The organism is Caballeronia sp. LZ024, from assembly GCF_031451455.1.
Classification (GTDB): Bacteria; Pseudomonadota; Gammaproteobacteria; order Burkholderiales; family Burkholderiaceae; genus Caballeronia; species Caballeronia telluris.
In genome coordinates, this window is record NZ_JARUXL010000001.1 from 3,347,173 (window position 1) to 3,361,241 (window position 14,069).

Here is a 14,069-nt window from a genome sequence, read left to right on the forward strand (position 1 = left end):
GGCGCGTTACGCCCCAATCAGATTCACCACCTTCACATTGCGCGTATCCGGCACTTCCGCGTAGGACAGCACCTTCAACTGCGGCAGACTGCGCCGCAGGAACCGCGCGAGCATCGCCCGCAGCGAATGCTGCACGAGCAGCACCGGCGGCAAGCCGAGGTTCTGCTGGCGCATGATCGCGTTCTGCGTCGAATTGAGAAGCGTCTGGGCGAGCCCCGGCTCCAGCCCCGGATTCGCCCCCGTCGACAGCGCCTGCGACAACACCCGCTCGAGCGTCGGATCGAGTCCCATCACCTGCAGATCGCCGCCGCCCGGATACCACTGCTGCGAGATCGCGCGGCCGAGCGCGAGCCGCACCGCCGCCGTGAGTTCGTATGCGTCGCCGATCTTCGGCGCGTGCTCCAGCAGCGAATCGAGGATGGTGCGCATGTCGCGGATCGGCACGCCTTCGTCGAGCAGGTTCTGCAACACCTTTTGCAGCGTCGTGAGCGAAACGGTCTTCGGCACGAGGTCGTCGGTGAGCGACGGCGTGTCACGGCCGATGCGATCAAGAAGCGCCTGCACTTCCTGACGCCCGAGCAACTCGGCCGCGTGCGTGACGACGAGATGGTTCAAATGCGTCGCGACGACCGTGCTCGCATCGACGACCGTGTAACCGTAGACCTGCGCCTGCTCGCGCATGTTGGTATCGATCCAGACGGCCGGCAGTCCGAACGCCGGGTCCTGCGTCTGCGTGCCGGGGAGCGCGGCGGACACCTGTCCCGGATTGATCGCGAGCCACTGTCCCGGGAACGCCTCGCCGACGCCCACTTCCACGCCCTTGAGCGAAATGCGATAGCCGTTCGGACGCAGTTCGAGGTTGTCGCGGATATGGATGACCGGCGGCAAAAAGCCGATTTCCTGCGCGAACTTCTTGCGAATGCCTTTGATGCGCTTGAGCAATTCGCCGTCGGTGTTCTTGTCGACAAGCGGAATCAGCCGGTAGCCGACTTCGAGACCCAGCGGATCGATCATCGCGACGTCGTCCCACGACGCTTCCGCGTTCTCGACCGGCGCAGCCGCGGCCGGCGAGACATCGGTGATATTGCCGTTCTTCTTCTTATCGGCGGCGCGCTTGTTCATCGAGCGCGCGGCGTAGATCAGTCCGCCGCCGAGCAGCATGAACGCGAAGTGCGGCATGCCCGGAATCAGCCCCATCACGCCGATGATCACGCCTGTAATCATCAGCACGCGCGGGTTGTTGAACAACTGGCCGGTCAACTGCGTGCCGATGTCTTCCTCGGTCGCGACGCGCGAAACGATCACGCCGGCCGCCGTCGAAATGATGAGCGACGGAATCTGCGCGACGAGGCCGTCGCCGATGGTGAGCAGCGTGTAGTTTGTGGCCGCGTGGCCGAAGTCCATGTCGTGCTGCAACATCCCGACGATCAGCCCGCCGACGACGTTGATGACCATGATGAGCAAGCCGGCGATGGCGTCGCCGCGCACGAACTTGCTCGCGCCGTCCATCGAACCGTAGAACTCGGCTTCCTGCGCGACTTCCACGCGGCGCTTTTTCGCCTGCTGCTCGTTGATGAGGCCGGCGTTCAGGTCGGCGTCGATCGCCATCTGCTTGCCGGGCATCGCGTCGAGCGTGAAGCGCGCGCCCACTTCGGCGATCCGGCCCGCGCCCTTTGTGATGACCATGAAGTTGATGATCATCAGAATCACGAACACGACGATACCGACCGCGAAATTCCCGCCGACGAGAAAGTGTCCGAACGATTCGATCACCTGGCCGGCGGCGTCGGGGCCGGTGTGGCCTTCGAGCAGCACGATCCGCGTCGACGCGACGTTCAGCGACAGGCGCAGCAAGGTGGAAAAGAGCAGCACGCTCGGGAACGCGGCGAAGTCGAGCGGCTTTTGCGTATACATGCTGACGAGCAGCACCATCACCGAAAGCGCGATGTTGAACGTGAACAGCAGATCAAGCAGGAACGCCGGCAACGGCAGGATCATCATGCCGAGGATCATGCAGATCAGGATCGGGCCGGCGAGCGCCCTCAGGTTCTGGCTCCCGAGCGCGTCGGGCCGTTTGGCGAAAAATCCAGCGCGCGCGTTCATGCTGCGGCTCCATCAGTAGTGTTGTCGGCAGAAAGCGCGTCGGCGGCTTCCTGTTCTGCGTCGGCATCGGAGACGCCGCCCTTGTCGAGTTCCTTCGGCACGTCGAGATCGGACGGCTCGTCGGGCTTCGCGCCGCCGTCTTCCTGGAAGCGGCGCAGCTGATACACCCACGCCAGCACCTGGGCGACGGCGCCGTACAGCGCGCCCGGAATCTCGCGGTTGATCTCGACGTTGTGATACAGCGCGCGCGCGAGCGGCGGCGCTTCGAGCAGCGGCACGTTGTGCTCGCGGCCCAGTTCGCGGATGCGCGCGGCCACGAGGTTCACGCCCTTCGCGACGACCTTCGGCGCGCGCATCTGTCCGTCGGTGTACTTGAGCGCGACGGCGAAGTGCGTCGGATTGGTGACGATCACGTCGGCGGTCGGGATCGCCTGCATCATCCGGCGGCGCGCGGCGGCGCGCTGCTGCTGGCGGATGCGGCCCTTCACGTGCGGATCGCCGTCGTTTTCCTTGTGTTCGCGCTTCACTTCTTCCTTGCTCATGCGCAGTTTTTTCGCGTGCGACCACATCTGATAGGGCACGTCGAGCGCGGCGATTAGGAAAAGTCCGGCGATCGCCATGCCGCAGCACACGAAGATCATGTGCAGCGCTTCCGCGAGCGCGAGGTCGAGCGGCTTGGTGACGAGCCCGAGCACTTCGGCCTTGCGCGCCCAGATCGCCGAGCCGGCCATCCCGCCGACGACGATCGTCTTCAAAAGCGACATGCCGAGCTGGATCGGTCCCTGGATCGAGAAGATCTTCCCGAGGCCGCTCACCGGATTGAGCCGTCCGAAATTCGGCGCGAGCGTCTTGGTGGTGAGAAGCCAGCCGCCGAGCGCCATCGGCGCGGCGAGAGCGGCAAAGCAGGTCATCGCGAGCACGGGCAGGAGCGCCAGAAAGCTCTCCTTGCTGGCATTCGCGGCGCCGATCATCATCTGGTGCGTATCCAGGACGTAGGCGCGGTCGAACGTGAACGCGTCGCGCAGGATGGACTGCAAATGCGCGCCGATGGAGCCGGACAGCCCCCAGACGCCGAAAAATCCGGCCGCCAGCAGCGCGAACGACGCAAAGTCCCGCGAGCGCGCGACCTGGCCTTCCTCCCGCGCCTTTTCAAGGCGCTTGGGAGTCGCTGACTCGGTCTTTTCGAGATCGCTTTCTTCTGCCACTGCGTTGTCGCTCCGTGCTCGCCGGCAAATTGCCTAATTTCGATGACGGTGATTATTGCGAATCGCGACGGGCGACGATCGGGGGATAAAGGGAGGGAAAAAGGGGTTATTCGGCTGATGGGATGAATGCGGCCGCCGGTTTTTTGCGGCGGACGCCCGCAGAGGCGCGGCATCCGCCATCGACGCAGGGTGCGCCGCGCGTCTGCGTCAGGAGCCGGCGGCGCGTTTTTCCGTTGCGCCGCCGGTTGCCGCGGTCGTGCGGCCGGGCGCATCGCCAGCCGCCGACGAAGCCGCCACGGGCGCCGGCGCTTCGACGCCGCCCGTCTCGCGATTCATCTGCCCGACGTCCCAGCCGCCGCCGAGCGCCTTCACGAGTCCCACCGACGACACCATCCGCTGTCCCGCGATGCTTGCGAGCTTTTGCTGCGCGACGAACGCCGTGGTCTGCGCAGTCAGCACGTTCACGAAGCCGACGGTGCCGGCCTTGTACTGATTGTTGACGATCGCGAGCGCCTGCTGCGCCGACTGCACCGCCTGCTGCTGAACCACGATCTCGTTTTCGAGGATGCGCAGCGACGCCAGATTGTCCTCGACGTCCTGGAAAGCGGTGAGCACCGTCTGCCGGTACGTCGCGACGTTCTGGTCGTAGGCGGCGCGCGCCGCTTCGGTTTGCGCGCGGCGCAGGCCGCCGTCGAAAATGGTCGCGGCGATGTCCGGCCCGAGCGTCCAGAAACGCGACGGCGCCCGCAGCAATTGCGAGATCACCGAGCTCTGGAATCCGCCCGACGCCGACAGCGTGAGCGTCGGAAAAAACGCCGCCATCGCGACGCCTATCTGTTCGTTCGCGGCCGCGGCCTTGCGCTCGGCGGATGCGACGTCCGGCCGGCGCTCGAGAATCGCGGACGGCATCTGCGCCGGCACGGACGGCGGCGTGGCGTCGAGCGGCGCGGCGGGCAGCGAGAACGTGGAAGCCGGTTCGCCGACCAGCACCGCGATCGCGTGCTCGAACTGCGCGCGCGCGACGCCGTTATCGATCGCCGATGCCTGCGCCGACTGCAATTGCGTCTGCGCCTGGATCACGTCCGAGCGCGCGACGATGCCCTGCGCGTACTGGTTCTGCGTGAGCTGGAGCGATTGCCGATAGGCGGCGACGGTGTCGTCGAGCAGTTTTTGCTGCGCGTCGAGCGAGCGCAACTGGAAGTAGCTCTGCGCGAGCGTGGCCTGCGCGGAAAGGCGCGCGTTCGCGAGATCGGCGGCGGCGCTTTGCTCGCCGGCCTCCTGCGCGTTGACCGAGCGGCTCACGCTGCCCCACAGGTCCGGTTCCCAGGCGGCGTCGAGGGCGAGGCTGAAGCTGTTGCCGATCGACGTGCCGTTCGATCCCGCCGACGTGGTGCGCGCATTGGTGCCGGTGCCGGAGCGCGATCCGGACGCCGACAGGCCGACGGTCGGAAAGTAGGCCGCGCGCGCTTCGCCGACGAGCGCGCGCGCCTGCCGGTAGGCCGCCGCGAACTGCGCGATGCTCTGGTTCGACGCGTTCAACCGCGATTCGAGTTCGTCGAGTTGCGGATCGTCGTAGATGGACCACCAGTTTCCCCGATCGGCGCGATCGGACGGCTGCGCGACCTTCCAGCCCTCGGGCGCTTCCTTGTAGGTTGCCGGCACCGCAGCGGTCGGCCGCTGATAATCGGGGCCGACCGCGCAGCCCGCGATGAGCAGGGTCATCGCGGCGGCGAGCGCCAATACGGACAAACGGGGCGTGGCGGACTGAATGTGGCTAAACGGCATCTGCGTGATGATCCTGTCGAAGCGGCGCGAATCGGCTGAGGCAGGCGGAAATCGCGGCGATCCGGGATGGTAACGGAACAGGGACGACGCCCGCGACAAGCGGGCCAAAGCGGGCGTCAGGCAGACGTTAGGGTAGCGGCTTGAAAGGGCGCGTGGGTTACCCGGCCGCGCCAAAAGGTTACGGCGGTTTACGAGTCGCGACTCAGCACTCGCCGTGCGAGCAGGGCGTCGGGCCCGGCAGCAGTTTCGTTACGCGCGCTTGCGTGGGCGTTTGCGGCTGGCGGGGCTTCGCCGCGCGTCGCCGGTTGCGGTTCTCGAACCAGCCCATGCCCAGCACCACGAACGATCCGCCCGGCAACAGGAACACGAACACGTAGAGCGCGAGTTTCCACGACGTCAGATTCGGCGGAACGACGTGACGGGAAGCGCTGGCGATTGTGTTGCTGACCTGGCCGAAACGTCGGCGGGCGGTGCGTACAAAGCGGGTCATGGGAATCCTTCGGGGCATCGTCTCGGCGATGCGGCAAGCGTTCAAGACATGTTTCGGGCGGCGCATTAAACGCATAACTCGTTGTGTTAAATAATATTGACTGTGCAAGTATTTTTCAAGATACTTGCCGCAACATTTTTGAGATCGTTGTTTTGACGACGCACGAGCGTCCCCATTGTCGACACGGATGAACAGCGAACCCCTTTACGACCCCTCGACGATCCAGCTCCAGACGAGCCTCGGCTACTACCTGGCGAAGGCGCGCAACGTGCTGGTCGCGCGCACGGACCGGGCGCTCGGCCCGCTTGACCTGACTTCGCAGCAGATCGGCGTGATCCTGATGCTGGCCGATGGGCGCGCGCATACGCCGCTCGAACTGTCGCGCGAGATGTCTTACGACAGCGGGTCGATGACCCGCATGCTTGACCGGCTCGAGAAGAAAGGCTTCGTGACGCGCGAGCGCAGCGAGTCGGACCGGCGCATCGTGGAACTCAAGCTGACGACGCGCGGCGCCGATGCCGCCGCACGGCTTCCGGCGATCGGCGCTGCGGTGCTCAACGAGCAGTTGAGAGACTTCAGCCGCGCCGAACTCGATACACTCACGAGCCTGCTCGCCCGCTTGATCGCGAACGCGCCGGCGGGGTCGTCTTCCGCTGCGTGTGACCTCGGCGAGGACGACAGCGGCTGATTTTCCGGCGCCACGGGCAAGTTTTTGCCCTTATGCCTGTCTGAGCAGAGAATGCCGCTGCATCTAAAACAAGAACGTTTTGCTGGAGATTTTCGACTATGGCAGTAACCGCAGCGCATCCCGAAGGCGACTCCGTGCCGAGCGCGCCCGCGCCGCTCGCGGGCGGCGTGCTCGCGCTCCTGACGATGGGCCTCGCGCTCGGCACGTTCATGGAAGTCCTCGACACCTCGATCGCCAACGTCGCCGTGCCGACGATTTCCGGCAGTCTCGGCGTCGCGACGAGCGAAGGGACGTGGGTGATTTCGTCGTATTCGGTGGCGTCGGCGATTGCGGTGCCGCTCACCGGCTGGCTCGCGCGGCGTGTCGGCGAAGTGAAGCTCTTCACGATTTCCGTCGTGCTGTTCTCGATCGCGTCGGCGCTGTGCGGGTTCGCGCACAACTTCGAGTCGCTGATCGCGTTCCGGCTGCTGCAGGGGCTCGTCTCCGGACCGATGGTGCCGCTCTCGCAAACCATCCTGATGCGCAGCTATCCGCCGGAAAAGCGCGGTCTCGCGCTCGGCCTGTGGGCGATGACGGTGATCGTCGCGCCGATTTTCGGCCCGGTGATGGGCGGCTACATCACCGATAACTTCACGTGGCCGTGGATCTTCTACATCAACGTGCCGATCGGGATTTTCTCGGCGGCGATCGCGTACTTCCTGCTGCGCGGCCACGAGACGAAGACGACGAAACAGCGCATCGACGCCGTCGGGCTCGCGCTGCTCGTGATCGGCGTGTCGAGCCTGCAGATGATGCTCGACCTCGGCAAGGACCACGACTGGTTCAGTTCGAACTTCATCGTGACGCTCGCGATCGTCGCGGCCATCGCGCTCGCGCTCATGTTCGCGTGGGAGCTGACCGAAAAGGAGCCGGTAGTCGACCTTTCGCTCTTTCGCGACCGCAACTTCGCGATGGGCGTGCTCATCACGTCGCTCGGGTTTCTCGCGTTCTTCGGCTCGGTGGTCGTTTTGCCGCTGTGGCTACAGACGGTGATGGGCTACACGCCGGGCTTGGCCGGCCTCGCGACCGCGCCGGTCGGCATTCTGGCGCTCGTGATCTCGCCGATTCTCGGGCGCAACATGCATCGGCTGGATCTGCGCGTCGTGGCGAGTTTCGCGTTTCTGGTGTTCGCGTTCGTGTCGCACTGGAACTCGACGTTCACGCTCGACACGCCTTTCGACCAGATCGTGATGCCACGGCTGATCCAGGGGATCGGCGTGGCATGCTTCTTCATCCCGATGACGACGATCACGCTCTCGAGCGTCCCCGATGACCGGCTGGCGGGCGCGGCGGGCCTGTCGAACTTCCTGCGCACGCTCTCGGGCGCGATCGGCACGGCCGTCAGCACGACGTACTGGGAGAACGACATGATTCGCCATCATGCGGTGCTGACGGAGTCGGTGACCGCCTATTCGGCGAATACGAGCGCCTATTCCGGCGTGCTGTCGGACCTCGGACTTGCCGGGCAGTCGATCACCGCGCAACTCGAACGGGTCGTGACGGCGCAGGCGTACATGATGTCGACCAACGATTTCTTCCGGCTTTCGTTTTATGGATTCGTCGGACTGGCGGTGCTCGTCTGGCTGACGAAGCCGAGAAAAGGTGCGGGTCCTTCGATGGGGCATTGAGCGTCTATCTTCGCGCTACTGCATCTAAATCGGCTCCGCGCACATATGTCGCGGAGCCGATTTTTTTGCGGCGCGGTTTATTCCGGCGTCAGCGCCTGCCCCGATTGTCCCGGCTGCGCTTCGAGCGCGCGCGGCATCGGCTGGACCGGTGGGTTCGACTGCGCGCGGGGCGGCGCGGCGGGCGCGACGGGCGGCAGGGCGTTACCGGGTGCGGTCGCGGCGGCACCGGCCTGCGACGACGGTCCGCCGCGCACGAACTGCTTGAAGTCGGCGCCCGCTTTCCACGGATTCGGCTCGCAGCCGAGCATGTTGTCGCAGTGAGCGGCGAAGCCGATGGTCGCCGTGCCTTCGTTGCTCGGCGTCTTCGTGATCTGGTAGGCGAGTGCGCGCTTGCCGCCGGACGGCCCCGCCGTCTGGATGATGGAATCGGTGACGGTCGTCAGCTTGTATTCGGAGTGGTTCGTGACCCAGACCTGCGCGCGGCCCCACCACGCGTCGCATTCCGCCCGGCTCGTGCAGGTGAGCGGCGAAGTCGCCTGCTCCATCGTGTCGCCGCTGACCTGTCCTTGCGTCGAGCAGCCGGCGAAGAGCGCAATCGACGCCGCTGCCGCCAGCGCCGATGCCGATAGCATCGTCTTTTTCATTTTCTTCTCCTCAGAGCGTTGATCGATAAGACACTAATTTCGACCCGACGGCGATCCGCGTGTTTCGGCAGGTTGCGCTCTGTTGCAAAAGGGGTAAGCCTTGCCGCCCGACGGACGGCGCGGCAAGGAAAAAAGACGGACGGTGGAATCAGACGCTGACGCGATTCAGCGTGTACGCGCGATAAGCGGCGATAAAAGCGTCGAACGAGCCGGCTTCGTCGCGTTCGATGGCCGCTTGCTGCTCGAGCGACTTCGCCGCGAGCGCATCCAGTTCGCGCGTGATGGCTTCGGGCAGCGGCCGCGAACGGAAGAACGCGGCGTGCTGCTCGCTCAGGTCGAGCGCGAACGCGCCGAAGCTCTGCTGCTTGTCGCGCATGATCTGAAGCACGCGCGCGGACGGCGTCAGCGCGACGTCCGCGAGCCGCGCGCGTTGCGTAGCCAGCGCGCGCATGTATTCGTCGGTGCCGTTGAGCGCGTCGAGCGTTGCGGCGACCGGCGCGATCCGGTCGAGCAATTCCGTGCCCCACGCCTGCATCGACACGGCGCGCCCGTCACGCGAAAGTTCGAGCCCCGGCTTGCGGCCTTCCTTCGCGACGCGGCTGAAGTTGTCGTTGGCTTCGGTGTTCGCTTCGCGCGGCAGGAGCGGACTGTCGTCGAGCGCGCAAAACAGCAGATACGCGTCGAGAAAGCGCGACGTTTCGAGCGAAATGCCGCTCGGCTCGAACGGATCGATGTCGAGACAGCGCACTTCGATGTACTGCACGCCGCGCGCCGACAGCGCATGCAGCGGCCGCTCGCCCGGCTGGATGACGCGCTTCGGACGGATCGTCGAGTAGAACTCGTTTTCGATCTGCAGTACGTTCGTGTTGATCTGGATCCACTCGCCGTCGCGCTGCGTGCCGATCGCCTCATACGGCGGATACGGCTGGCTGACGGCGCGGCCGAGCACGTCGAGATAGGCGTCGAGGTTGTCGTAGCTCGGCAGCAGCGCCGACTGCGCCGGATTGTTCGTGTAGCCGAGATCGCTCATGCGCAGGCTCGTGGCGTGCGGCAGATAGAACGTGTCGGCGTCGAAGGTGTCGAGCGCGTGCGGCTTGCCGCGCACGAAACCCGCTTCGAGCGCCGGCGACGCGCCGAACAGATACATCAGGAGCCAGCTCGTGCGGCGGAAATTGCGGATCAGCGCGAAGTAGCGCTCCGACTGGAAGTCGACCGCCGACTGCGTATTGCCCTTTTCCAGCGACTGCCACGCGCGCCAGACGTCCTCGCTCAGCGAATAGTTGTAATGGATGCCGGCGATGCACTGCATCGTGCGGCCGTAGCGCAGCGAAAGGCCCTTTCGGTACACGTACTTCAGCATGCCGATATTCGACGTGCCGTACCAGCCGATCGGAATCTGGTCGTCGGGCGGCAGTTCGCAGGGCATCGAATCGTTCCAGAGCAACTCGTCGCCGAGCTTGCCGTAGACGAAGCGATGCAGCGTGTCGAGGTGTTCGAGCGCGGCCGCGGAATCGGTTTTCGCGTCGGTGATCAGTTCGACGAGCGCCTCCGAATAGTCGGTCGTGATCTGCGGATGCGTCAGCGCCGAGCCGAACGCGCGCGGATGCGCCGTCGTCGCGAGCTTGCCGTCGCGCGTGACGCGCAGGCTTTCGCGCTCGATGCCGCGCAGGCCCTGGCGCAGCGCATCGGCGCCTGGACCTGCGGCGAGCGCCGAGAGGCGATGCCGGAAGGCGTCGGTGGCGGGGCGAACGGAATTCTTGTTTGGCATTGAGCGACGCGTGCGACCGGGCGCGATGAAACCAGGCCCGATCCGATATTTTGGGTAGCGGGCACTTTAACATCTCGGTGTTTTGCGTGCTTGAAGCCAGTTCCCGCAAGGGTTTGCGGGATTTTCACGACTCTTCTGCGAGGGCTTGCGCGGCGGTTTTCGACCGGAATTTCACGAGGACAGTCGCCGCGCCGGTTGTGTCGGGCCCCGGCGCGCGACCGATGGACGCTTCTTCGATTGCTACGCCCTGCGTGACGTCGCATGGTTCGCATTACTTGTTTTCGCCGCGCTCCCGCTCGGTCTTCAAGAGCGCCGCCTTGCGCGGCGCGCCCCACCGATACCCCGACAGTCCGCCGCCTTTCTGCACGACGCGATGGCACGGAATCGCGAGCGCCACCGGATTCGATGCGCACGCGTTCGCCACCGCGCGCACCGCGCGCGGCGAGCCGAGCGTGTCGGCGATGTCGGTGTAGCTGCGCGTCTCGCCGTAGGGAATGCGGCGCAGCGCGTCCCACACGCGCTGCTGGAACGCGGTCGCGCCGATGTCGAGCGGCAGATCGAAGCGCTCGCGCGTGCCGTTCAGATACGCGTCGATCTGCGCGAGGAACGGCTCCATGCGCTCGCGGTCCTCGATACGCTCGGCCTCCGACAACTCCGCCGCCAGTTCGAGCGCGAGCGCCGCCGGATCGTCGCCGAACGCGATCTTGCAGACGCCCTTGTCCGTCGCGGCGACGAGCACGGTGCCAAGCGGCGTCGGCGCGGTGGCATAGCGCACGGCGAGCCCGGCGCCTTTCTTGCGGTACACCGACGGCGCCATTCCCAATTCCGCCGACGCCGCTTCGTACATCCGCGAGGGCGAGCCGAAACCGGCGTCGTGGGTGGCGCGCGTCACGTTCTCGCCGCGTTGCAGGCCGGCGCGCAACGCTTCTGCGCGCCGCGCCGCCTGATATTGCCGCGGCGACACGCCGACCACTCGCGTGAACAGACGCTGCAAGTGAAACGGACTGACGTGCACGGCGTCGCTCAGTTGCGCGAGCGTCATGCGCTCTTGCGGTTCGGCGTCGAGCGCCTTGCACGCCCGCTCGACGATCGCGAGTTCGCGCGGCAGGCTCGTCGGCTGACAGCGCTTGCACGGGCGATAGCCGGCGTATTCGGCGGCGTGGGTCGTCGAAAAGAATTCGACGTTTTCGCGGCGCGGCGCCCGCGACGCACACGAAGGACGGCAGAAAACGCCTGTCGTGCGCACGGCGAAGAAAAATGCGCCGTCGGCGTGGCTGTCGCGATCGACGACGGCCTGCCAGCGGCTTTCGTCGGAGGAAAAGGCGGTTTGCGATGGGATCTGGAAAGCGGTGTTCATCACGACCTCGATGGGCTCTGGGTACGTGATCACTGTAGAGCCGTGGCTCCAAGCGTACCCGCCGGTTCTTGCGCTGTCATTTCAGGCTTGCCCGCGCGAAGTGTCTCGCAGATGCGACAAATGGGCGCCATAGGGGTTTTTACTACGATTTTCATTGCATCGCACCAACCCGCTGTGTATGATTGGAACTGTCTCCTCCATGTCTCCTCCTGATATGGATTCAACCCGCTCCGCAACGAGCGGGTTTTTTTTCGCCTGCGCGTTTTGCGCAGCATCGCGCCGTGAGTCGTCCGCGTGACGGCGTTACACTCGTCCCGACCCACCGGAACGAGGAGCGACGATGCACTTCACCATCCGCGAAATCGATCACGTCGTGATCCGCTGCGCCGATCTCGACACCATGGTGCGCTTCTACGGCGCGGCGCTCGGATGCCCGATCGAAAAAGCGCAGCGCGATCTCGGCCTCGTGCAACTACGGGCGGGCCGTTCGCTGATCGACCTGCTCGCGGCCGGCGCGAAAATCGACCGGCCGGATAGCGGCGCGCCGGGCGCGGGCCGCAACATGGATCATCTGTGCGTGCGCGTCGAACCGTTCGATCCGGCCGCGCTGCGCAAGCATCTCACCGAAAACGGCGCGCGCATTGGCGAAGAAGCCAATCGATACGGCGCGGAAGGCTACGGCCCGTCGCTGTACCTGTTCGATCCCGAAGGAAACATGATCGAACTGAAAGGGCCGCCGGACGCGTGAGCGTCGGTTCGATCATTTCGAAGCCGCTTTCAGCACCGTCCATTCGACCGCGACCGGATCGGCCGTCGCGCTGCCAAGCGACACCTCGCCGTCCTGGACGGTCATCTGCAGGCGCATCGTGCGTTCGGCGAGCCTGCCGAGCGACTCGGCGACGCCATCCTTGAGCGACCATACGGTCACGTTCTGCATCCGCTCGACCTTGGCTTTGACGCCCTGCCACCAGATGTCGGACGTGCGCCCCGCATAGGCGATCACGATCACGCGCGCCGCCCGCCCGCTCGCCTTGGCGATGCGCCGCTCGTCGGGCTGCCCCGCCTCGATCCACGTCTCGATTTGCCCGGTCAGGTCCTTCTGCCAGAGATCGGGCTCGTCGGTATCGGAGAGACCCTTGCAGAATTCGAGGCGTTCGTCGGCGAACATGCCGAACGCCGCGACGCGCACCATCATCCGCTCGTCGGTTTCGGACGGATGACGCGCGATGGTCAGCGAATGGTCGCCGTAATAGTGCCGATCCATGTCGGCAATCTGGAGTTCCGCTTTGTAAATCGTCGATTTGAGGGCCATGCAACACCGGAAGACCGGCCGCGCGGGCCGGTGTGAAAAGGTTCAAGCAGATGAAAGATCGAAGGACGTGCCGTACACCTCGGTGGCCGCGTCGCGCAATGCGTTGAGCATGACCGTCGCCGCTGGCGACAGCAATTGCGTTTGCCGCGTGATGATACCGAAAGCGTCCATCCGGCACGGCAAATCGATAGCGACGCGCTTCAGCACGCCGGATTCCTCGTACTGCTGCGCGACTTCCGCCGGAACGACGGCGAGCATGTCGCTTTGCAGGAGCAAGCTCGAAATTGCCAGAAAATTGTTCGTGTTGACGACATTTTGCGGCGGATTAAGGCCGATCTGCGAAAACGCCAGATCGAAGCGGTGACGCAGCACGCTGCCCGGCGGATGCAATACCCAGCTCGCGTTGACGATCCCGCGCAGTGTCAGACCGGTCGCGAGTTCCATCGGATGTCCGGGGCGCGCGACGACGCACAGCGGTTCGTCGGCGGCAAGCGGCTCGTAGCGCACGGCGTCCTTGAACTGACCCTGCCGTTCGAGCACGCGGCCGATCATGATGTCGAGTTCGCCCTCGGCCACGCGCGGCAACATCACGTCCGACGTCTCAACCTGCAACCAGATCTGCAAATGCGGATAGCGCTCCTTTACGCGCGAGATCGCGACGGGCACCATCGTCGCGGCGGCGGTCGCGATCGAGCCGATCTGCACCTGACCGACGAGTCCCGAGCGCAGCGCGGAAATCTCGTCGTGCGCCTGGCTCAGATTCGACAGCACCATCCGCGCGTGGCGGATCATCACTTCGCCGTAGAGCGTGGCGTGCATGCCGTGCGGCGTGCGGTCGAAGAGGCGCACGTCGAGCACGTCTTCGAGTTCCTTCAGGAGACGCGATGCCGCCGGCTGCGTCATGCCGAGCACGTCGGCGGCGCGGCGCACGTTGCCTTCTTCCTCCATCGCCGCGAGCAACAGCAACTGACGCGTCTTCAGCCGCGCCCGCACGAACCAGTTCGAATAACTTTGCGCCATCGCGTCGCCCGGAGGTGAAGTTGCGCCGAT

Annotated in this window: 12 protein-coding genes; 3 read left to right on the plus strand and 9 right to left on the minus strand. The window is 65.3% G+C overall.

The window, feature by feature from the left end:
- Positions 1–6: 6 nt before the first annotated feature.
- The 4 genes from flhA to QCE48_RS15160 all read right to left on the minus strand — a co-directional run bounded on the left by flhA (position 7) and on the right by QCE48_RS15160 (position 5,583).
- Complete coding sequence (flhA, locus tag QCE48_RS15145; RefSeq protein ID WP_309786891.1) at positions 7–2,103, minus strand: flagellar biosynthesis protein FlhA; 2,097 nt, start codon at positions 2,101–2,103, stop codon at positions 7–9.
- Entirely contained in the window at positions 2,100–3,308 is a 1,209-nt protein-coding gene (gene flhB / locus QCE48_RS15150; protein WP_309786890.1) for a flagellar biosynthesis protein FlhB, read from the minus strand. The genes flhA and flhB overlap by 4 nt, the downstream gene beginning before the upstream one ends.
- A gap of 207 nt (positions 3,309–3,515) precedes the next feature.
- On the minus strand, positions 3,516–5,093 hold the full coding sequence (locus tag QCE48_RS15155; protein WP_309786889.1) for an efflux transporter outer membrane subunit: 1,578 nt from the start codon (positions 5,091–5,093) through the stop codon (positions 3,516–3,518).
- Between the two features lie 202 nt (positions 5,094–5,295).
- The gene (locus tag QCE48_RS15160) at positions 5,296–5,583 is read right to left on the minus strand and encodes a hypothetical protein (RefSeq protein ID WP_309786888.1); all 288 of its coding nucleotides are present in this window, start codon (positions 5,581–5,583) and stop codon (positions 5,296–5,298) included.
- A gap of 187 nt (positions 5,584–5,770) precedes the next feature.
- On the opposite strand from QCE48_RS15160, the gene QCE48_RS15165 reads away from it, so the two are divergent.
- Both QCE48_RS15165 and QCE48_RS15170 read left to right on the plus strand, forming a co-directional pair.
- Positions 5,771–6,271 (plus strand): MarR family transcriptional regulator, encoded by a 501-nt coding sequence (locus tag QCE48_RS15165; RefSeq protein WP_309786887.1) that lies wholly within the window; start codon positions 5,771–5,773, stop codon positions 6,269–6,271.
- Between the two features lie 98 nt (positions 6,272–6,369).
- The gene (locus tag QCE48_RS15170) at positions 6,370–7,938 is read left to right on the plus strand and encodes a DHA2 family efflux MFS transporter permease subunit (protein WP_309786886.1); all 1,569 of its coding nucleotides are present in this window, start codon (positions 6,370–6,372) and stop codon (positions 7,936–7,938) included.
- Positions 7,939–8,015: 77 nt separating this feature from the next.
- On the opposite strand, the gene QCE48_RS15175 is transcribed toward QCE48_RS15170, so the two are convergent.
- From QCE48_RS15175 to ada, 3 genes are all read right to left on the minus strand, one after another.
- A complete protein-coding gene (locus tag QCE48_RS15175; RefSeq protein ID WP_309786885.1) occupies positions 8,016–8,582 on the minus strand; it encodes a hypothetical protein in 567 nt (188 codons plus the stop codon).
- A gap of 148 nt (positions 8,583–8,730) precedes the next feature.
- Positions 8,731–10,350, minus strand: coding sequence for a glutamate--cysteine ligase (gene gshA, locus QCE48_RS15180; protein ID WP_309786884.1), 1,620 nt, complete (start codon positions 10,348–10,350; stop codon positions 8,731–8,733).
- A gap of 271 nt (positions 10,351–10,621) precedes the next feature.
- Positions 10,622–11,707, minus strand: a complete 1,086-nt coding sequence (ada, locus tag QCE48_RS15185) for a bifunctional DNA-binding transcriptional regulator/O6-methylguanine-DNA methyltransferase Ada (protein WP_309786883.1) — start codon at positions 11,705–11,707, stop codon at positions 10,622–10,624.
- Between the two features lie 340 nt (positions 11,708–12,047).
- On the opposite strand from ada, the gene QCE48_RS15190 reads away from it, so the two are divergent.
- A complete protein-coding gene (locus tag QCE48_RS15190) occupies positions 12,048–12,455 on the plus strand; it encodes a VOC family protein (RefSeq protein WP_309786881.1) in 408 nt (135 codons plus the stop codon).
- 12 nt (positions 12,456–12,467) lie between these two features.
- On the opposite strand, the gene QCE48_RS15195 is transcribed toward QCE48_RS15190, so the two are convergent.
- Together QCE48_RS15195 and QCE48_RS15200 are read right to left on the minus strand one after the other, a co-directional pair.
- Entirely contained in the window at positions 12,468–13,019 is a 552-nt protein-coding gene (locus QCE48_RS15195; RefSeq protein WP_309786879.1) for a YaeQ family protein, read from the minus strand.
- A 42-nt stretch (positions 13,020–13,061) separates the two neighbouring features.
- Positions 13,062–14,039: a LysR family transcriptional regulator gene (locus tag QCE48_RS15200; RefSeq protein ID WP_309786878.1), complete on the minus strand. Its 978-nt coding sequence runs from the start codon at positions 14,037–14,039 to the stop codon at positions 13,062–13,064.
- Positions 14,040–14,069 lie beyond the last annotated feature (30 nt).